The following is a 20,149-nucleotide window of genomic DNA, read 5'->3' as shown; positions in this document are numbered from 1 at the left end:
CTACTGCCCGCGTGACTCTCTTCCTAGTGCGAATGGGCGCATTGCTCTTGTAGAAGCAATCCGATCCCCAATCATCTTGGTTAGAGCACCGCACAGCAGCATCCCGCTTATACAGCGGATAATTAAGGTTGCAATAAGCACCCACATCTCATAGTGGATATAACCGAACATAAAGGCCGAAACCACAAACCACAGCGGTACTGCTGCTGTACCTACGAACAGCATGGTGAACCAATTGTATTGACGGTAACGGAATACATAAAACAACGGTTCAATCACAACCGCATAGCATAATGCCGCAGCAATACAAGACCAAGCACCATATGCGCTTCCCATTAAGATTTGTACACAAGCGCCAAGCGAATATGTTACCAACGCTGCCCCTGGCTTACGGATAACATATATCGCAAGCAGACCATATATCATGTACAAGCCGACGATCGTTGATGTTAGCATCGGTCCACCAACAGAGTGCAGCAGCTTATTTACCCAAGATAACCCGGTCGTCATTACACCATTTGCAGCTGCAAGCAATGCCATCAGCACCCAGTCCGCTAGTGTAAGGGAACCGAGCGAGAAACGAGATTCGTTCATTGTAGTTGTTCCATTTCCCATTCTCATAGATGATTCATCCCCAATTCTTCTACTTATGTAACGTTATGATGCTGGCATATGTTAACCAACAACAGATAAACTACCATTAACGTTACAAGGGATGGCATGGAAATGCAAGTCAAAATCTATCATTATCGTTTACGATTTTTGTTAACCCATTAGGATTGTTGCCGTCATTGCTCCTACGGCCGCAGCCGCAAAGCTGATTCCAAGAACGGTAAAACGCAAGGTTCTCCATGACGTTCGGGCAGCGTTCGCCCCAAATTGCTTCACTTCCATTGCTGTCGCTACATTTTGAACGCGGCGCATCGCACTGGACGTAACCGCAGCGACGTATTGCCCCGCTAGACGCATTCGCTCACCAATCCCCTGCGGCGCGGTAAGCTGACGCATCCGCTGTGCCTCACGAATATTGCGCGCTTCTTCAGCGAGAAGAGGGACGAAGCGCAGCGCGATAGCAACGGCGAACGCGAAGCGATTCGGCAGCCTTAGATGATGGGACAACGCCGTGACAACATCACGCGGCTCTGTAGTCGTAGCGTATAGCAATGACGACAGGAACAGCGTCAATGCACGCAGCGTCAGCGTGAGTGAAGTACGGCACGCTTCCTCGGTCAGATTCAATCCGAGAATCGTAAGCCGAATCTTGGTACCCGGCAGGACTAGGCACTGGAATAGAAAGAGCGGCAGAGCGAAGCCAAGCAGCAGAATGAGCACCGTTCTCCATCGCGCACCTGACCACCCCGCGCCTGTCACTCCGATGATAAGCAGGGATAAGAACCAGCCAAGCTGCCAATTTAGCTTCATGCTAATCATAACGGCAAGACCGGTGCCGAACAGCCATATCCCCTTCGTGATCGGATCAATTCTGTTCAGCCACGCTTGCATGTTCGTTCATCCCCTTCTGACTCGCAAGTGTGCTCCAGCAAGGTTAGAATACGCTTGGCCGCCTGCTCAATTGGATCGTCCGGCATCGAGCAGAGGAACAATGCCATTGCTCTCGCATTAACCGTTTTGCCGCTTCCCCTTAATATCTCCGACTCTAGAGCTGTGTACGCTTGCTCCGCTTCCTCACGCTGCTTCAAGCTGAACGGCGCACTCATCACTGCATCCTTCAGCAGCCACACTTGATCCAGCAATTGTTGCTGCGAGTTGGACATGCTTACGTGTCCGGAACGCATAAAATCATTCATAAGCGCCATGGTAAGTACAGGCTCGGCATGCTTGCGAACAAGTGACTCTGCAGTCGCATCCAGAACATTTACAATAAAGGTGCACACTTGATCGAAGTCCACATTTTTCCGGTCAAATGTCGCATAACTCATGAACTCAATGGTCATACCACTAATAATTGTCGCTAAGTCCATCCAATAAGGCTCTGCTTCCTGACCGTAAACTTCAGCTACCACTTGGCGGAAGGTAAAGAAGCGCTTTGCACGGAAATCGAAAACCATATCTCGAATTTCCCGCTTCTTATATAGGTGTGCTTCCTTGCGCTGCAGGGTAAGGAACAACTTGAATCTGCCGAACTGCTCCAGAGAAATGTGAATGAGCTTGTTCAGCTTCTGGCGAGCCGGCAAATTGTCAGCGAGTGTATCCCGCGCTAATTCATACATCATTTGATGATAATGGTCGAATATTGTGAACAATATTTCTTCCTTCGAACGAAAGAAGGAATAGACTGAGCCCTTGGCAATTCCGATACGTTCTGCAATTTCTTGAATCGAGGTTTCATGATAACCCTTTTCAGCGAACAGCGAGAGCGCTGTTTCCATGATGAGACGTTTTTTCTCTTCCATGTTCCGTCCTCCGTATGTCATGACTTTCGGTTCAGCCCTTTTTGACCGCCTAGTCAGCATCGTTTGTTACGTTATTCCTACCATACCACAAACATAATATTATGAAAAATATTTTAGTTCCAAAACAATTGACTTCGCGGTCAATCGGGATTATAGTATCAACATGCTATTTTTTGACCCGAAGGTCAGTCGTTCACACAACATATAAACGAGCATGAAAGAAAGGTGATTAATAAATGGCCACAGTGAAAGACCATACGGCATCTCGCCGCAATATGGTACTATTCGGTCTGATTATGGGGATGTTCTTCAGTTCCCTGGAACAGACGATCGTCGGCACGGCCATGCCAACGATAATTAAGGATCTCAATGGGTTTGCCATCTTCGCTTGGGTAACAACCGCTTATATGATCTGCTCTACAGCAGTCATCCCGCTTGCCGGGAAATTAGCGGATTTGTTCGGAAGCCGATTCATCTACCTGACTGGATGGCTTATCTTCGTTGTTGGTTCAGGCTTATGCGCAACGGCAGTGAATATGGAGCAGTTAATTATTTACCGGGCGATCCAAGGTATCGGCGGCGGTATGCTGATGCCGATGTCCCAGACGATTATTGGAATGATGTTCAGTCCGCAGGAACGCGCCAAGTGGCAAGGGGTATTCGGGGCCATCTTCGGTCTTAGTTCCGTCATCGGTCCGTTCTTTGGCGGATTTATTGTTGATAATATCAGCTGGCACTGGATTTTCCTTATTAATGTTCCGTTCGGTTTATTGTCAACGATCTTAATCTTTATTGGCATGAAATCAATTGATGAGCCTCGAGACAAGAGCAAAAAAATCTCGATCGACTGGCTCGGAATTTTCACTCTTATCCCGGGTATCGTCTTATTGCTGCTTGGGCTGTCGCTCGACCATAACAAGTATGCATGGGATTCTCCAACAAGCATTCTCGTGTTTGCTGGTGCATTGGTGCTCTTCGTTCTGTTTGTCTTCGTTGAGCGCAGAGCAGCAGAACCAATTATTGATATGTCACTCTTCAAAAGCCGTATCTTCAACGTATCTGTAGCACTCGGCTTCCTCGTTGGTCTTGGCATGTTCGGTGCCATTATGTTCGTGCCAATGTTCATGCAAGGGGTGCTTGGCGTAACACCGACACAAGCAGGCTCTACGATGACACCAATGATGATTGCCTTGATTATTGCAAGCATCTTGGCTGGACAGCTGGTTCTGCGCATGCGTTATCGTGCGGTTATGACGATGGGCATGATCATTACGTCCATCGGTTTCTGGCTCATGAGTACAATGGGTGTCAGCACTTCAACTTGGATAGCTTATTCGTTCATGGTTGTACTTGGCTTTGGTATCGGTATGGTTATGCCAATTATTACGCTGGTTGTACAGAATGCATTTCCACGCGAAAAGCTGGGTACAGTCACTTCCGCTACGACGTTCTTCCGTTCTATCGGATCGACGATCGGGGCAACCTTGTTCAACGTTATTATGAACAGCGTCATTGCAACAAATATTGCGAATGCAACTGCTAGTGCTGATCCAGGAACGCAAGCCGTTCTGAGCAAGACCGGTACAGATTCCAATACGCTGTATCAGTTGCTGATTAACAGCGATTTGCTGAAACAGCTTCCTGAGGACTTGAAAGTGAACGTGTTGAATACGATCAAGGATGCTTGGTCTGCTTCCTTCTCCACTGTCTTCTTGACAGGTCTCGGCTTCATCGTGGTCGGTATCTTCGTTGCATTGCTGATCGGCAACGGACGCATTTCCCGTGAGGCAATGCAGAAGCGCAAGCCAGGCGAGGGCTCTGACGATACAATGACACAGCCACAAGCTTCTTCGAATTAATTCTCGCCAACCGGCGAATAGATGCAACAAAGGAAAAGCAGCAAGCCGTTCCCTTCGTGGAATAGGCTCGCTGCTTTTTTAGCATTTTGATACAACGTTTGTTGCCGTTTGGATACTAGTTATACAAAGGGTTGGACAACACTGATTTGACCAGTTGCTTCAGGTCAACCTGCTCGATTGGACCGTTGTCGCCCACGACATTTTGAATATTGCTTGGCAATACCGACTTGTCCTCTTGATAGTGATAGGCAAGCTTACCGATATGCTTCAAGCTGAACTCAGGGCTTCCTACCACCGTGAACGTCCAAGAGTTCATGTTCTCGCGAGCTACATTTACTTCATTCTGTCCGTTATCCGCAACAACTGCTTTTACAACATCAACCTTGCCGCGTCCTAAATTAGTAGCTCTGAACTTCAAATTTAACAATACACTGCTGCCATTAATACCGTTATAGCGCCCCTTACTTGCTGTAATGAAGCGGAGCACATCGGAGTCCTTCTGATGGACGATCATCAGCTTATTATCAGCGTATGCATCAACGAGCTCGAACCGCGTTTTGTCATAGGTTAAGCTGACATCTTCTGCATAAATATTTTTGACATTATCCAGCTTAATTTGGACGTCAAACGTTTGATTCAAGTACACTGTATACGTCACAGAAGTTACACTAACTTTCGGTGTATACACGGCGTCTGGATTGTATGGGCGCAATTGCCCGTCAGATGGTACATCCACGGCGCTGACGAACATAAGCTTGTCGGTCTGGTTGATAAATTCAATACTGTGCTCGCTATTCGATAATCCTGTCAATTCATAAGCCAGACGTGGATTGTAGTAATCAGAAGGAATATTTCTCATTGAAATCGTGGTGTAAGGTTTTTTATCAACAATAACTGTAATGTTATCGGATATATCATAGGAGCCATATCCATAATTTTGTGCGATGAGGCGAACCGAGCTGCCGACAAAGTTGAACTTTACTGAAGCGCTTCTGGAGCTGGTTTGTTTCGCATTACCACTATTCCACCAATTTCCGCTATACATAATTTCGGAAGAATACTGGGTGTAACGCTTCCAGCCGTAGTCTGGATTATAGGATGGATCACCTATGCTGCTTGCTCCAAATGCTGTCGAGACTGAAAATACTAATAGGAATACGAGTCCCATGATTATAGACGGGACAAACTTATTGCGCATGGTTCATAACCTCCAATTTTTATAGATTCACTCTGATTGTAATGGGGATATGAAAATAATCCCAAACAAGTTTTGTTAAACCTGTCAGCTAACGTTCAAAATTCTCCCTTTTTCGATAATAATCGCGTTCTTCATTAATGAGCTTATTAGTTGGTTTCATGAGATGAGATGTGATGCATGCTGCCTAATCGGAATTACAATATCCTGCATTTTCCCAGTTTCAACTGGACGCAAAAAAACAGCCCCTGCTTAACAGGAGCTGCTTATCTAAATCCACTATTTTATTGCTGTTTCATGTATGTGCGGTGCCAGAGGGCGAACACATGCAATGTCCAAATCTTGCGGGAGTAGTCTCCTTGTCCATTCTTGTGACGGCGGAACATATCTTCAACAGCCGTCAAATTGACGAGGTGGTCAATACCGCTTGCGGACAGCTCTTCCCACATGATGTTTGCACGTTCCGTGCGCAGCCAGTCGCGCATTGGTACCGGGAAGCCAAGCTTCGGACGGTTCAATACCGAATCTGGGATAATGCCCTGCATCGCTTTGCGAAGCGCATATTTCGTCGTACCGTCTGCAATGCGGTAATGGGCTGGGATGCTGCGGGCCACGTCGAATACTTTGCGATCCAAGAACGGAACGCGCAGTTCAAGCGAATGCGCCATCGTCAGCTTATCCGCCTTCATCAGGATGTCGCCAGGCATCCACAGATTCATATCGATATACTGCATCCGCGATACAGGATCCAGGTGGCGTGTACGGTCATAATAGGTGCGTGCGATATCAAACGGCTTCGTGAAGTCAGCAATCTCGGACTGTGTCGCACGCAGCAGTTCTACCTTCGCATCATCTGTCATAATGTTCGCGTTGCCGAGGAATCGTTCTTCAAGCGGCGTCGTTCCACGAAGCAAGTAGTTCTTGCCATAGAAGTTGAACGGAACGGACTGCACCATCTTGTGCATCGCACGCTGCATGCCTTCAGGCATCCATGACAGATAACGAAGGGAATGCGGTTCGCGATATATGCGGTATCCACCGAACAATTCATCCGCGCCCTCACCTGACAATACGACTGTGACATGCTCTTTCGCTAAGCGAGCAACCTCATACAAAGCAATCGCGGATGGATCCGCTACTGGCTCGTCCAAGTGCCAGATCGCCCGCGGTACTGCGTCGAAGTACATCTCCTGTGTAATCATGCGATCATAATGCTCCGTATCCAGCTGTCTAGCCGTATCCCGAGCAATAATCGTCTCATTGTTCGCACCTTCGAAGCCGACACTAAATGTCTTAATCGGTTCCATCGAACGCATCAAAGTAGATGTAATCGTCGAGTCAATCCCACTGGAGAGGAAACAGCCGCGTTCCACTTCACTATGAAGATGGTGCTCTACGGAGTCGCGCATGACATCGCGAATTTCCTCGATAATTTGTGTCAATGGACGATCAACAGGCTCGAACATTGGATCCCAATACTTCTCAATGATCGGCTTCCCGCCGAACGGGATTGTGATAGAGTGCGCAGGTGGCAGCTTATGAATCCCTTGATACATCGTGTTCGGATCAGGTACGTATTGGAATGTTAAATAATTATAGAAGCTGTTCATGTTCACTTGGCGTTGAACACCTGGAACCGCCAGCAAGCTTTTAATTTCCGAACCAAAGACGAACATCTCGTCATTTTGATAATAATATACAGGCTTAATCCCGAAATGGTCACGCGCAATAAACAGCTCCTGCTTGTTGCGATCCCAGATGGCGAAGCCAAACATACCGCGAAGATGATGCACACACTTCGAACCATGCTCTTCGTACAGATGAATAATTACTTCTGTATCCGTATGTGTCTTGAATTGGTGCCCGCGATGGATCAAATCTTCACGCAGCTCTTGATAATTGTATATCTCCCCGTTGAAAATAATCCAAATCGAATCATCCTCGTTGCTGAGCGGCTGCGCTCCAACTGCGACGTCGATAATGGACAGACGGCGGAAGCCTAGTCCAACACGATCGCCAATCCACAGCTTCGCGTCATTCGGTCCGCGATGGTGGATTAAGTCCATCATCGAGCGTACTACTTGTTCAGAGGGTTGTTGATCATGAAAATGATATATACCAGCAATGCCACACATAATTGTTCCAAATCCTTTCGCTCGTTGCATATGGCGTAGAACGTACTCAGTTCCCGCTCAGAACAAGGCAACACCCCGCAGAGGCGGGGCTTGTCTATGCAATCATTATAAACGTTTTTGACGAAATGTGACACAGGCTTGCAGCTAAATCAGCGGCATTTCTGTGTGTAATGTTCATGAAAGTACGAATAATCAGCTTGCAGTCATTTGTATTGCTGCATTGTTCAAGCTTTCTTATGTATATAATTCCACTTCGGAATGTTATTCGACCCTCGAGTTCGTTCTTTCTCTTACCCCGTTCCATTGTAACGGACAATGGCTCCGAAATCCAATCCATCCTGCTCTTGCAATTCATACCACTTCACATACAGGTTTATATGGTCATAGTCTATATTGATAAGCCCATTACCCGTTCAGCCATGACACGAATCTTTCCTTAGCTATTTGGTCAATGCTTCAGTACTGGAAGCATTACTTGCGACGGTTGCTTGGAGTCCGGTTAAATCGACATCAATCTGCACATCCTAATCCGTATCCGCGGACAACATGCTTGACTAATGTATACGTGATTGGAGGTCTGACAGCAATGCTGACACCGATTGCATTTGGCATTATTATCTTTTTGTTACTGTCTGCTTGGCTCATTCCCCATTATGCTGTTCACTATATGACGCGCTCCAAATGTTCCACCTACGAGCGCTGTCTGGAGATGCTTGAACAGCAAGGGGTCTTTACTCGTGAACAATTTGAAGCTTGCCGCAAAGAAGAAGTCACTATCCGAAGCCATGATGGCATTAAGCTGCACGGCTATTATATGGAGAAATTTCCGAATTCACGCCGGATTGCGCTAATTGTTCACGGCTATACAGGAGCTCTTCCTTGGTCAGCTCAATTTATGGATATGTTCACCGAGCAAGGCTTTAATGTACTACTTATTGATCAGCGCAGGCATGGTCAGAGTGAAGGCAAGTACACAACCTTTGGCTACAAAGAAAAATACGATGTGCAAATGTGGGTGGACTGGATTGTTGAACGGAAGGGGAAGGATTGCATCATTGGATTGCATGGTCAATCGCTTGGTGGGGGAACCGTGCTCGAATACGCAGCAATCCGCAGGCCACAGGTGCAATTCATTGTGGCTGACTGCCCCTACTCCGATTTGACACAGCTCATTCATTATCAAGTAACGAAGCTGAATCAAATGCCTGCATGGCCTACTATGGCACTCATTAATCGATTGCTTCTGCGAAAGGCTGGATTCCGCATGGAGCAAGTAAGCCCATTACGAATTATGAAGACGTGCCCCCTCCCCGTCTTATTCATTCATGGCAAGGAGGATCGTTTCGTGCCGACATGGATGAGTGAGCAACTGCATGAAGCGAAGCATGATACATCTTCATTGATCCTCATTGAGGGAGCCGGGCATGGTACCGCTTATTCCGTTGATCAAGAACGCTACCGGCAAGGAGTAACAACGTTCATACAGACAACCGTTGGATCTCCAAATCATGAAGAAGTGGCAGAACCATTGTCCGATGCCGTTCAAGATACAGTCGAAGTGGTAGAAGAACCTAGTTCCGTACTGGAACCCGGAATCGATCTTATCCCTGATCTCATTCCTGCTGAAGCCGACAACATGCTTCCGGTCATTTGATTAACTTTGATCGACTTAGGCATAATTAACCTTGTTGTGAAGCAAAATAAGTGAGCAGCCCTTCTCGGAAGAAGAAAGGCTGCTCTGTATTTCCGACAATCTACATATGGCATTATAAGGACGGAACCGCTTCAAAAGTAAGCTTGTCCCCCGGTGTGTGCAGCTCAAATACGACAATTTGGTTTTCTCCTTGGCGGAGTATCGGTGCTGGAACATAGAGTGTCTGCTGCGGACCAACTTCCCAGTAACGTCCAAGATTGAAGCCATTTACGAACACTACACCCTTCTTCCATCCATCCAAGCGAAGAAATGTATCCTGCGGCTGCTCTTGAATCGATAGCGTAGCCTCGTAGAATGCCGGCTGCTCTCCCTCCAACCCAGAATCAGCTGTTTTGAATTGCAAGCCATTCAGATTCTCCAACTCCAAACTGCGCACTTCCCAATGGAACAGAAATTGCCCATTCAATCGAACGCCATGCGTAATCCCTTTGCGATCATACAGCTCTGATCCATAGTTGACACGCCCCATATTTTCTACAAAAATATCAAGCCGCGCTCCACCCTCTGGAATCGTCACCGCCAGCTTCTGGGGATCCCAGCGCTCCACTATGCCGATTAGCTTCTGATCCAAGAATACATGAGCACGATCGTGAACATCCTGAATCGTAAGCGTGCATTCTGTGCGTGGACCAGACACTTGAGTGGAGTACAAGATAAAGCCATTATTCTGATCATACATTTCCATTGGCTCCGGGCATATACTCATCTTCACATCCGTCATAGACGCAAGCGTATCGAACAGCTTCACAGCTCGGTTCACTGTGACTTCACCGTACGCTGTCTTAGGCGTATTCTCAGGCAGGTCACCTTCAGGCAGCGGTACATACTTACCGATTACCTCTCGGAATAACCGATACTTCGGTGTAATATCTCCTGCTTCACTAATCGCACTATCATAGTCATAGCTGGTTACCGTTGGCTTGAAGCGTCCCCCGTGATTAGCTCCACTGCCAAATCCGAAGTTCGTACCCCCATGCAGCATATAGAAGTTCACCGATGCGCCCATTCCCAGCATCTCATCCAGCACCTGCGCTGCATCTTCTGCGCTGCGCGTATGATGCTCTTCGAACCAGTGATCGAACCAACCGTTCCAATACTCCATACACATAAGCGGCGCATCTGACTGATACTGTTTCAGCTTGTCAAACGCATCCTTCGGTCTCGAACCAAAGTTGACGGTCGCGAGCACGCCATCGGCCATCCCACCCTGCAGCATATCATCACTAGGACCATCTGAAGTGAATAATAGGACATCGATGCCACGTTCTACCAACATGCCGCGCAAAGCTTGCAAGTAAGCCTGATCATTGCCATAGCTGCCATACTCGTTTTCAATTTGCACGGCAATAATTGGCCCCCCTGCTGTCGCAAGCAACGGCTTCAATTGCGGGAGAAGGGCATCATAGTATGCGGATACCTTCTCTAGGAATCTAGGATCACTGCAGCGCAGCCGCATATCTTCCTTCAGCAGCCAAGCCGGCAGCCCCCCGAACTCCCATTCCGCACATATGTAAGGGCTTGGGCGCACAATAACGTACAGACCTTCGCGCTCTGCAATGCGGACAAACTCCGCAATGTCAGCCATTCCTTTGAAGTTGAACTGACCTTCTCGCGGCTCATGCACGTTCCAAGCAATATATGTCTCTACGCAGTTGCAGCCCATCGCTTTCACCTTGCGAAGCCGATCTGTCCAGTATTCAGGCACAATGCGGAAATAATGAACAGCACCAGAAATAAGCAGTGTAGGCTTGCCTTGAAGCATAAATTGCTGACTTCCATATGAAAGCGTTGTCAAGATTTATTCTCCTCCTGCCTTATACCGTTTATTGTGAAGCACTTAATCTCCATCATATCAATTTCGCCGCAAATGAACATGTATTTTACATACCAGTTTATGAACAAATGTCACAAGAAAAGACTTGCATCCATTTGGCTGATGCAAGTCTACGTTCAATTGCTATTAATTAGGTAATTTCCTATTTTAATTCTTAAATGCCGATGTCTGCGCCTGCAAACGAGTCGCCTGATCTCGTAACACATCAGAGGAGGCAGCCATTTCTTCCATGACAGCTGTCTGTTCTTGTGTCGCACTCGCTACCTGACGAGTGCCTTCCGCCATCTCATTGACAATGGAAGCCATCCTCCGTGTCTGCTCCAGCGTAGTTGCGAAGCGCTCTGTCTGCTGCTCTACTTCACTTGCAATATCATGAACGGCCTTCGAAGCCTGCTTCGTTACATGTGCGATAGCACTCAGGGCATTTGCAGCTTCATCCTTCTTCGCCGCTTCAACACTTACGATGTCGACTTGCTTCGTAATCAAGCGAACAGCCTGCTCCACCTGAGACTGCATCAGAACGATGCGGTCATTAATATTATTCACCGCAGAAGCACTCTGCTCCGCCAGCTTCCGAACTTGGGATGCGATGACGGCAAATCCAGCACCATGCTCTCCTGCTCTAGCCGCTTCAATCGAAGCATTCAGGGCAAGCAAATGCGTCTGATCAGCAATTTCTCGCACCGTAGTCGAAATATCTCCAATCTGTTCCGCCTGCTCGCTGAGCCGCTGTACCGTGTCTATCGAGGCCTGTCCAGATTCAGCCGCCATCAGCATGCCATCAATGATCGACTTCAACATCTCCTCACTGTCTGCAAGCGTTCCAAGCATATCTTGAGTCATACGCTCCGTCTCTTCCGCTCTTTCCTGAACGGCAGCAGCTGAGGCGTGAATCTGTTCCACCGATTCAGCTGCTGAGGCAGTCCACATCGCCTGCTGCTCCGCTCCACGATTCATCTCGTCAGCCGCGCAGGAGATTTGTTCGATCTGGTGAGCGGCTTGAGTCATGGCACCGCTTAATGTTGAAGTATTTTGCGTCGTAATATCAACACTGCTTTTAATTTCTGTAATCATATGCTGCAAATTGCGTACCATTTGGCCAAAAGAAGCAATCAGAACATTGACCTCATCATGGAAATGGTACGACGGTAGGCTCACATTCAACTTTCCCTGCGCCGCCTCGTCTGCCATCTTCGTCAATTGAATAATCGGCTTCACAATGAGGCGTGCTGCAAGCCAACCTAGCAAGCAGGTCCAGAATATGCCGAGCATGAAGATGATGCCGTCATACAACAGTTCATTCATTCCTGGTGCTAAGTACGGCTTCAGCACGAAGATGAAAAATCCGCTTGTCGCATAGGTAACGCCCGACACCACCAGCATGCCAACTACCATTTTCATTTGCAATCCGAATTTCATCATTTCCTTCTCCCCCACCTCGTCGACAACCCTACGCCTTATTCCTCTGGCTCGTTTTTGCGTGCGATGATCAGCAGAATCGTGATGAGTAGAAATGCGATAAACGCCAACAACGGAATTGTAATCCAGCCTTCCATATAATCGTAATTACACGGAACCCCAGAGCGGCAAGGAGTTAAGCTTGCCATCCCCGGTACCTTCTGCAACAAATAATGATAGGTTGATACTGACCCGCCGATAATCGATAGCGGGAGTGTATACCGAACGATACTGCGGTCATTGCGGTATGCGGCAATCCCCAGCACAAGGACGAGCGGATACATAAATATCCGCTGAACCCAACACAATTTGCACGGTTCCCACAACAATATTTCACTCATATACAAGCTTCCACAAGTTGCAATCAGGGAGATGATCCAAGCAACATATAATGCATAACGCCGGATTACAGACATATATCATTACCTCCTGATTTAAAAGAATAACACTATTAACGAACGAATCACTTACCGCTTGTATACTCGTTGTAGATGCTATTTCGCTTCATTCAATGCGTTCTCGATGAACGCTTTCAATTCACTGTAGCTGTCCCATTGACCTGTAAACTCTTTGCCATTCACATACACAGATGGCGTACCTGATACCTTCGCAAGATCCTTTAACTTCAAATCCTGCGCGATAGCGTCTTTGTGCGCCTGCTTCTCAATTGCATCTTCCAACTTCGCTACATCGATGTCTGACGACACCTGCTTGGCTAGGTCTACGAGCAATGGGGTTGTCACCCAATTGTCTTGCTCTTTGCCCTGCGCATGATAAATTGCCTCATGATAAGGCCAGAATGCTTCCGGCTTCTGACGGAACACTTCCTCTGCTGCATTCGCCGCTAAATAAGAGTTGCCGATGAACGGGTAATTGATGAAGGTGAACTGCACTTTCCCCGTATCGATAAAGTCCTTCTTCAACTGCGGGAACACCGTTGTTTCCCAGTCCTTACATGCAGGGCATTTATAATCACCGAATTCGACAATTGACACCTTCGCCTCTGTAGAACCAAGTGTCGGCTGTCCAGTCAGATCGAACTGAACGGCAGGTCTGTTCAAGACCTCATCCTGCTTGATCTGCTCCCCTTGCTTGTTCAATACAAATATAAGTCCGAGCAGAACCACAATGGCCACAGGAATCATGAACATGAAGATGCGGTCATTGCGCTTTTTATTGCTGCGTGAAGCTGACGTTGGCCGGGATTGTCCAGCAGTGGATGCTGAAGTTGAAGGTCTAGTCTGACCAGGCTGCTTCGCACGTTTGGATTTTGAAGATTTACCCAATCTATTCACCTCTTCTAACTTTTTTTCACCTTCCTTAAATGTAATGGAAAGCTGTCCATTTTTCCATTTCTTTTGTGCAAAATGAAAGATTATTTATCAAAGATTGCCATCACTTTGCAACAACCTAGCCTTTCAATAATTAATAACTATAAAGTTTATAGATATTATATATTTCACCTATATACATCCCATCTGTCATACTAATTGCAGTGGATCAATCGATCCTATCGAAGGTAACAAAAGAGGAGGCGTTGCTAATGTCAACCGATCATCATTGGAATCCTGTACTGTATGACAGCAAGCTTCAATTTGTATCGCAGTATGGCACAGATGTAGTAGGATGGCTCTCGCCACAGCCAGGAGAGAGAATTCTTGATGTGGGATGCGGGACGGGCGATTTGGCAGCTAACATGGCAGAGGCAGGGGCAAGAGTAGTCGGAATCGACCAATCCGTCAACATGATTGAGCAGGCACGTAACAAATATCCCTCCCTCACCTTCATCCCCATGGATATCACCGCCGAATGCCCCGGACATTACGCAGGATCATTTGATGCCGCATTATCGAACGCCGCCCTCCACTGGGTAAAGAAGCCTGAAGCAGCCGCACGCCATATCTACACCGCTCTACGTCCTGGCGGGCGCTTCGTCGCAGAGCTTGGAGGCAAAGGGAATGTGGAAGTTATTGTTGGAGCCATCGAGGAGGTTCTAGAGCAACACTTCAGTATCGATCCGAAGCCGCTTCATCCCTGGTATTATCCGACTATTGGCGAATACAGCACTGTTCTTGAGCAGGCCGGATTTCAAGTCACCTCTGCGATTCACTTCGAACGCCCCACGTTATTGACTGACGGTGAGAACGGTCTGCTCCATTGGCTGCATGCCTTCACGCATGATTTTACTTCATCCTTATCTTCAGCGGATATTCCACGATTTATGGAACTGGTTCAAGCGAAATGCCGACCTACTCTGTATCATAACGGTGTGTGGACTGGCGATTATAAGCGGCTCCGAATTGTAGCTAGTAAGCCGTCTCAACCAACTTGAAATCACCCAGCATGTTACAACTGAGGGCAAGATAACAACCTCCTTGAATAGCATGTCAACGTGTACCTGCACGTTATCCAGTTAACGTTCCGTATGTAACAAGCTTCCTTCCGAAACAATCAGCTTCGGGGAAGGAAGCTTACATGCTGCGTTATTCTGAATCACGAACTGTGATGATGCGTAGATCCGTGTCCTGCCCCGCTCCTCGCTTGAATTTCGAGCAAAGCATCCAGCTCACTTTGAATTCGTGGGACAACGGACATTTCCGCTCCTGTTAACCAGGCTGCATTATATGGCCCTTCTACTGGACTATGCTCGTAATAGGGTCTGATCGACTGCACATAGTCATACACCGCCATTGGCACCTGATCCCGCTGTACCCAGAGCAGCGGGGCATGTTTGCCCAGATGCGCAAGAGGGGCTTGTGCGATCGCCAGCCACTCATTTCCTTCCTTCACGAAGGAGAAATTGTGGCCTGGTGTGGTTATTCCCCACCCGAACCCTGTTTTCTTGTCCTTATACTGAGCAAAGGCAATCGCCTGCTCAACTGGCGTCGCAGCAGCAATCCGCTCTACCCTTCCGAACACCGCAAGTTCATCGGTCACTTCCCGTGGAATAATGTTCTCCGAGCCAAGAATATACATAACCGCCTTCTTGCGGCGCTTGGCAAGCGCATCAGCCGTAGCCTGTGGAATTCCCTGCTTATTCACATACAAGACAGGCTCCTGCATATGTGCAATCCAATTGACCGCAGGCAGTGCATAAGCCGGTTCATCTGAGGAGACGATTATTACCGACATCGGCCGCTCCTTGCTCACTCTAGCATAATACTCATCAATCGCTGCTGCCACTTCTGCCGGCTTATCCCCAGCAATAACATCCATCTTGAATCCGAGCTTCTTGACTTCATTTATAACTGCCCCATCTACCTTGCCTACAACGATAACTTGAACCCCTCTATTATCAGGAGCTCCCTTAGGCTTCAAGCGCAGCAATTCTGCTCGTGTCTCTTCTGGCAATCGATCTGTCTTGATATAGAGAAGAGGGCCATTGTTCGGGAAATGAATCAAATCAGCCGCAGCCATCGCAGTCGCCCACTGCTCATCAGGCACGAGCACGACACCATTCGGTCGCTGCTCATCGATGTGCCCAGGCCATACTGTACGAGATATGGTGACAGCTGCCTTCACATGATCATCGGTATTGATTCGGGTCATATTTTTCGTTGCGATCCAAGGGGAATGCACTGCCTGTTCACTAACCAATGGCTCTCCAGCATAAAACGCTGCTTCCCCCGAGGAGACGGTCATCGTAGATCCACATCCTGCTAGCAGCAAGCATGAGAATAGTACTCCCCAGCATATCGCTCGCATGACATATTTTCGATTTCCCATGCTCCCATTCTGCGCAGCCATCACAGCATCCCTATTCTGTCTTGTATCCCTGTTATTCATCTGCCGTGCTGGCATCCATGCCTCATTCATGAACATATACCTCCAGTTGCTCCATCCATATCTTGTAAGGATGCCCGACTGATCCCATTCTTACTCTAGAAATGCTTCTGCTTCCGTGTTCCGGATCAGCAGTGCAAAAATCGAGGTGGATGCGATACAATAGCTTCAATATAATTACCGCCTTAGCACGAATAACTATTATGGACATAGGGCGTAAAAATGGAGGGGTATTGTTGTGAATGAAGGATTGATTCAAAATCAGTCATTGCCTAACGGGCTCCGCGTTGTTCGCGCACTTCCAGCTGACACGGAGGACGTAATGGCGCTGCTGCATAATACTGCACGATGGCTTCACGAACAAGGCTCTACGCAATGGAATCCATTGCTTGAGGGACAAGACTCTCACCAGACTGCAAACGCAATTTTGAACGGCGATGTCTTCCTGTTTAAACAGGAAGAGCAGCTTGCTGGTATGGTGATGCTGTTAACAACGCCAAGTCCTTGGGATCGTATGCTGTGGGGGAATGATTCATTGGAGGATGCTGTATATGTGCACCGACTGGCTGTGAACCGCCATTATGCGGGTCAAGGGATCGGACGTGACATATTGGCCTGGGTCGAGAGCGGTATTGATTTCCCAGACAAGCACAACATCCGGCTCGACTGCCTTGCTGGTGTTGCCGCACTGGAATCATTCTATCGAGGGGCAGGCTTTGTGTACCAAGGAAGAACCGACAACAACTATCTTCTATTTGAGAAAAATTTCGCTTCACGCGCATCCTGAAGCTTGTAAGAGAGAACCTCAATTACAAAAACCGCCTGCCCCTCCGAAAATGGAGAAGACAGGCGGTATATGCGGTTTCTGGTGATTACTTTTTCCCAATAGAGACAATCTCTTACGTTCTCACGTTATTCCTCATGATCTCGTCCAAGGAGTACCGTCATACCGAGCAAGGTAACAACAATGGTTGCTCCCATATCAGAAAGGATGGCAATCCAAAGTGTCAGCCAACCTGGAATCGTAAGCAGCAGGGCAATGATCTTCAGTCCCAGCGCAAGTCCGATATTCCAGCGTACGATACGGTTGACCTTATGCGAAATTCGAATGGCGCTTGGCAGCTTGCCAAGATGATCTTGCATCAGGACGATATCTGCCGTCTCAACGGCACTGTCCGTTCCTTTGCCCATCGCAATACCTAGACTAGCCGAAGCAAGTGCAGGTGCATCGTTAATGCCGTCACCCACCATGGCGACCGGATACTTCTTGCCAAGCTCCTTAATCTTGTCGACCTTCTGTTGTGGCAACAATTGCGCATACCAGTCTGTCACGCCTACGTTCTTCGCTACTTGCTCCGCAGATTGAGCGTGGTCGCCAGTCAGCATGACCGTATGCTTCACCCCAGCTGCGTGCAGTGCTGCTATCGTCCGTTTACTCTCTTCACGAATCTCATCGGCCAATCCGAACACACCCAGCGGCTCACCATCTTGTTCAGACACAACCACTACCAAGGTTAATCCACGTGATTTCATCTGCTCTGCAGCCTCTCGCGCCTGCTGTACGCGATCAGCAGAACCGCCTTGCAGCTTATCAATGACGCGTTCGCTGCCTACCCAGTATACAGCACCGTTGATTTCAGCCCGTATGCCTTCTCCCGGTATGGTCTCACTATGCGTAGGTTCTTCGAAGGAAGTGCGTCCCTTGGCCTCCAGATGACGCATAACAGCTTTCGCAAGTGGATGAAGAGAAGCCTGTTCTATAGAACCAGCTACGCGGTAGAAGCGTTCTTCATCATAAATTGCCTCATCTTGTACAGCAGGTTCTCCCTTCGTCAACGTACCCGTCTTGTCAAAAGCCAGTGCTTCAATCTTGCCGAGCTGCTCCAAATGGACGCCGCCCTTGATCAGAATTCCGTTGCGAGCGTTGCGTGTAATTCCGCTGACGATTGCAATTGGCGATGAAAGAATAAGTGCACATGGACATCCGACGATAAGAACAGCAAGCCCTTGATAGAACCATTTATACCACTCTCCACCCATAAGAAGAGGAGGCACAAGCATTACTAGTGCTGCAATAATCATGATAATTGGCGTATAGATACGAGCGAATCGATCGATGAACAACTCTGTTGGCGTCTTCGTATCCTGAGCTTCCTGCACAAGATGCAGAATCTTCGCCAATGAGGAATCTTCATAGGCTTTATCAATACGAACCTTCAAAATGCCGTCCGTGTTCACACTGCCCCCGAACACAACATCGTTAGCCGCTTTGGCTACCGGCAGCGATTCACCAGTGATGGCTGCTTCGTTTACAGCGCTGTTCCCCTCAACGACCGTACCGTCTGAAGGAATTTTCTCACCCGGCCGAACGAGTACAATGTCTCCTGCAACGAGCTGTTCAATCGGAATGGTAATACTTTGCCCCTCGCGGAGTACAGTTGCCTGCTTCGGAGCTACCGCCAGCAGAGCTTCCATTGACTGGCGAGCACGCTCCATGCCGTAGCCTTCCAGCATCTCATTCAATCCGAACAAGATGGCAACGAGTGTTGCTTCCTTCCATTCTCCGATAACGACTGCCCCGGTAAGCGCCACGGTCATTAAAGTGTCCATATTGAAGCGCAGCCGCAGCAGATTGCGAAGTCCCTTCATGAAGGTGCCATATCCACTAAGCAGCATCGCGAGCAGATACATGCCTATCAGCACGCCGCTTGGCAGCGAGCTATCTAAAATAAATGTTGCAACATAGAGCAAGCCTGAGATGCCCAGCAGCAACTTCATTCGATTCATATCCCCATGACTGTGATCGTGTCCATGACCCTCGGCTCCGTGGTCATGCCCATGGTCATGTTGATGCGCCTTGCCACCTGAGTGGCTATGGGAATGACTGTGCGAATGTCCTGCATGGCTATGCCCCTCGTGGGAATGCTCATGGTCATGACCGTCACAAGCGCATTGTATGTGACCTTGGACTGGAGCACTTGCAGCGCTTGCGGCAGCTCCTCCGCCTGATTCGACCAGCTTGGCGCCATCTGTACGCAATATCCGTTTTACGGCAGCCACATCAATGTCCTTGCTCATCTTGAGTGTACCGCTGTTATAGCTTAATGTGGCATCCTCGCCATGCTTCAACCGGCGAATCTCGCCTTCCATTTCCCTAGCGCAGTTGCCGCACGACAATCCCTGCACCCGATATGCAATTCGTTCATCAGCCTTTTCTGTGCTCCGCGTCGTCATGACAATGCTCCTCTCTCAAGTGTTCTAGTGTCATTCGAACGAGCAACCGAATATGATGGTCACTCAAGGTGTAAAACACATTTTTACCATCCTTGCGTGATTTCGCGATGCCTAGATTCTTCATCACTCGCAAGTGATGTGAAGTTGTCGCAATCGATTGGCCTGTCAATATCGCCATGTCGCATACGCACAACTCTTCCCCTTCATCCAGCAAGCATGCCATTTTCATCCGTGTCGGATCAGATAACGCCTTGAACATTTGAGCCATGCCCTGTACCTCGTTGTCTTCAACCCGACCCTTTAAAGCATTAATTTTAACAGCGTCATAACATACAATTTCACATACATCTTCTTTATCGAGCGTATGCGATTGAATGTTCTCCAGATCTTCCGTTGAACGTTGTGCAACCATTGCATTCACCTCATTACCTATATTGTTGTTAATTTCCTTGAAGATTAAGCACGTTAATTCCGAATGATTGCATTGAAGGTGCTTTATCTGCTTAATCGTAATCATTACAAT

The 20,149-nt window shown here is 48.0% G+C and carries 16 protein-coding genes; 4 read left to right on the top strand and 12 right to left on the bottom strand.

Annotated features, from left to right (window positions below):
• The 3 genes from PBN151_RS24370 to PBN151_RS24360 form a co-directional block, all read right to left on the bottom strand.
• Complete coding sequence (locus PBN151_RS24370; protein ID WP_139295418.1) at positions 1-621, bottom strand: ECF transporter S component; 621 nt, start codon at positions 619-621, stop codon at positions 1-3.
• Positions 622-765: 144 nt separating this feature from the next.
• Positions 766-1,503 carry an energy-coupling factor transporter transmembrane component T family protein gene (locus tag PBN151_RS24365; protein ID WP_072731058.1) on the bottom strand — a complete coding sequence of 246 codons (738 nt, stop codon included), beginning with the start codon at positions 1,501-1,503 and terminating at the stop codon, positions 766-768.
• Positions 1,488-2,414: a TetR/AcrR family transcriptional regulator gene (locus PBN151_RS24360; RefSeq protein ID WP_021256182.1), complete on the bottom strand. Its 927-nt coding sequence runs from the start codon at positions 2,412-2,414 to the stop codon at positions 1,488-1,490. Before PBN151_RS24360 ends, PBN151_RS24365 begins: the two co-directional genes overlap by 16 nt.
• Before the next feature lie 236 nt (positions 2,415-2,650).
• On the opposite strand from PBN151_RS24360, the gene PBN151_RS24355 reads away from it, so the two are divergent.
• Positions 2,651-4,273 carry an MDR family MFS transporter gene (locus tag PBN151_RS24355; RefSeq protein ID WP_072731057.1) on the top strand — a complete coding sequence of 541 codons (1,623 nt, stop codon included), beginning with the start codon at positions 2,651-2,653 and terminating at the stop codon, positions 4,271-4,273.
• A gap of 115 nt (positions 4,274-4,388) precedes the next feature.
• Here the strand turns inward: PBN151_RS24355 and PBN151_RS24350 are convergent, their stop codons facing one another.
• Both PBN151_RS24350 and asnB read right to left on the bottom strand, forming a co-directional pair.
• Positions 4,389-5,471, bottom strand: a complete 1,083-nt coding sequence (locus tag PBN151_RS24350; protein WP_072731056.1) for a cohesin domain-containing protein — start codon at positions 5,469-5,471, stop codon at positions 4,389-4,391.
• Between the two features lie 281 nt (positions 5,472-5,752).
• Positions 5,753-7,603 (bottom strand): asparagine synthase (glutamine-hydrolyzing), encoded by a 1,851-nt coding sequence (gene asnB, locus PBN151_RS24345; protein WP_021256184.1) that lies wholly within the window; start codon positions 7,601-7,603, stop codon positions 5,753-5,755.
• Between the two features lie 586 nt (positions 7,604-8,189).
• Between asnB and PBN151_RS24340 the strand changes: the two genes are divergently transcribed.
• On the top strand, positions 8,190-9,257 hold the full coding sequence (locus PBN151_RS24340) for an alpha/beta hydrolase (protein ID WP_072731055.1): 1,068 nt from the start codon (positions 8,190-8,192) through the stop codon (positions 9,255-9,257).
• A gap of 112 nt (positions 9,258-9,369) precedes the next feature.
• On the opposite strand, the gene PBN151_RS24335 is transcribed toward PBN151_RS24340, so the two are convergent.
• The 4 genes from PBN151_RS24335 to PBN151_RS24320 form a co-directional block, all read right to left on the bottom strand.
• Positions 9,370-11,112, bottom strand: coding sequence for a glycoside hydrolase family 35 protein (locus PBN151_RS24335; protein ID WP_370510452.1), 1,743 nt, complete (start codon positions 11,110-11,112; stop codon positions 9,370-9,372).
• Positions 11,113-11,298: 186 nt separating this feature from the next.
• A complete protein-coding gene (locus tag PBN151_RS24330; RefSeq protein ID WP_083545313.1) occupies positions 11,299-12,573 on the bottom strand; it encodes a methyl-accepting chemotaxis protein in 1,275 nt (424 codons plus the stop codon).
• A 35-nt stretch (positions 12,574-12,608) separates the two neighbouring features.
• Positions 12,609-13,025, bottom strand: coding sequence for a disulfide oxidoreductase (locus tag PBN151_RS24325; RefSeq protein WP_072731054.1), 417 nt, complete (start codon positions 13,023-13,025; stop codon positions 12,609-12,611).
• A gap of 78 nt (positions 13,026-13,103) precedes the next feature.
• A complete protein-coding gene (locus PBN151_RS24320) occupies positions 13,104-13,904 on the bottom strand; it encodes a DsbA family protein (RefSeq protein WP_227775033.1) in 801 nt (266 codons plus the stop codon).
• A 248-nt stretch (positions 13,905-14,152) separates the two neighbouring features.
• Here PBN151_RS24320 and PBN151_RS24315 point away from each other — a divergent pair, with 248 nt between their 5' ends.
• On the top strand, positions 14,153-14,941 hold the full coding sequence (locus PBN151_RS24315) for a class I SAM-dependent methyltransferase (protein ID WP_072731053.1): 789 nt from the start codon (positions 14,153-14,155) through the stop codon (positions 14,939-14,941).
• A gap of 161 nt (positions 14,942-15,102) precedes the next feature.
• Here PBN151_RS24315 and PBN151_RS24310 read toward each other — a convergent pair whose 3' ends face one another.
• On the bottom strand, positions 15,103-16,425 hold the full coding sequence (locus PBN151_RS24310) for a cell wall-binding repeat-containing protein (RefSeq protein ID WP_072731052.1): 1,323 nt from the start codon (positions 16,423-16,425) through the stop codon (positions 15,103-15,105).
• Positions 16,426-16,630: 205 nt separating this feature from the next.
• Here PBN151_RS24310 and PBN151_RS24305 point away from each other — a divergent pair, with 205 nt between their 5' ends.
• Positions 16,631-17,179 carry a GNAT family N-acetyltransferase gene (locus PBN151_RS24305; protein WP_072731051.1) on the top strand — a complete coding sequence of 183 codons (549 nt, stop codon included), beginning with the start codon at positions 16,631-16,633 and terminating at the stop codon, positions 17,177-17,179.
• 125 nt (positions 17,180-17,304) lie between these two features.
• Here the strand turns inward: PBN151_RS24305 and PBN151_RS24300 are convergent, their stop codons facing one another.
• Both PBN151_RS24300 and PBN151_RS24295 read right to left on the bottom strand, forming a co-directional pair.
• Positions 17,305-19,626, bottom strand: coding sequence for a heavy metal translocating P-type ATPase (locus PBN151_RS24300; protein ID WP_072731050.1), 2,322 nt, complete (start codon positions 19,624-19,626; stop codon positions 17,305-17,307).
• Complete coding sequence (locus tag PBN151_RS24295) at positions 19,598-20,038, bottom strand: ArsR/SmtB family transcription factor (RefSeq protein WP_036592279.1); 441 nt, start codon at positions 20,036-20,038, stop codon at positions 19,598-19,600. Before PBN151_RS24295 ends, PBN151_RS24300 begins: the two co-directional genes overlap by 29 nt.
• Between the last annotated feature and the right edge of the window lie 111 nt (positions 20,039-20,149).

The sequence above is a fragment of the Paenibacillus sp. NAIST15-1 genome (assembly GCF_001894745.1).
GTDB classification, from domain to species: domain Bacteria; phylum Bacillota; class Bacilli; order Paenibacillales; family Paenibacillaceae; genus Paenibacillus_B; species Paenibacillus_B suaedae.
This window is presented reverse-complemented; position numbering and strand designations above follow the sequence as displayed.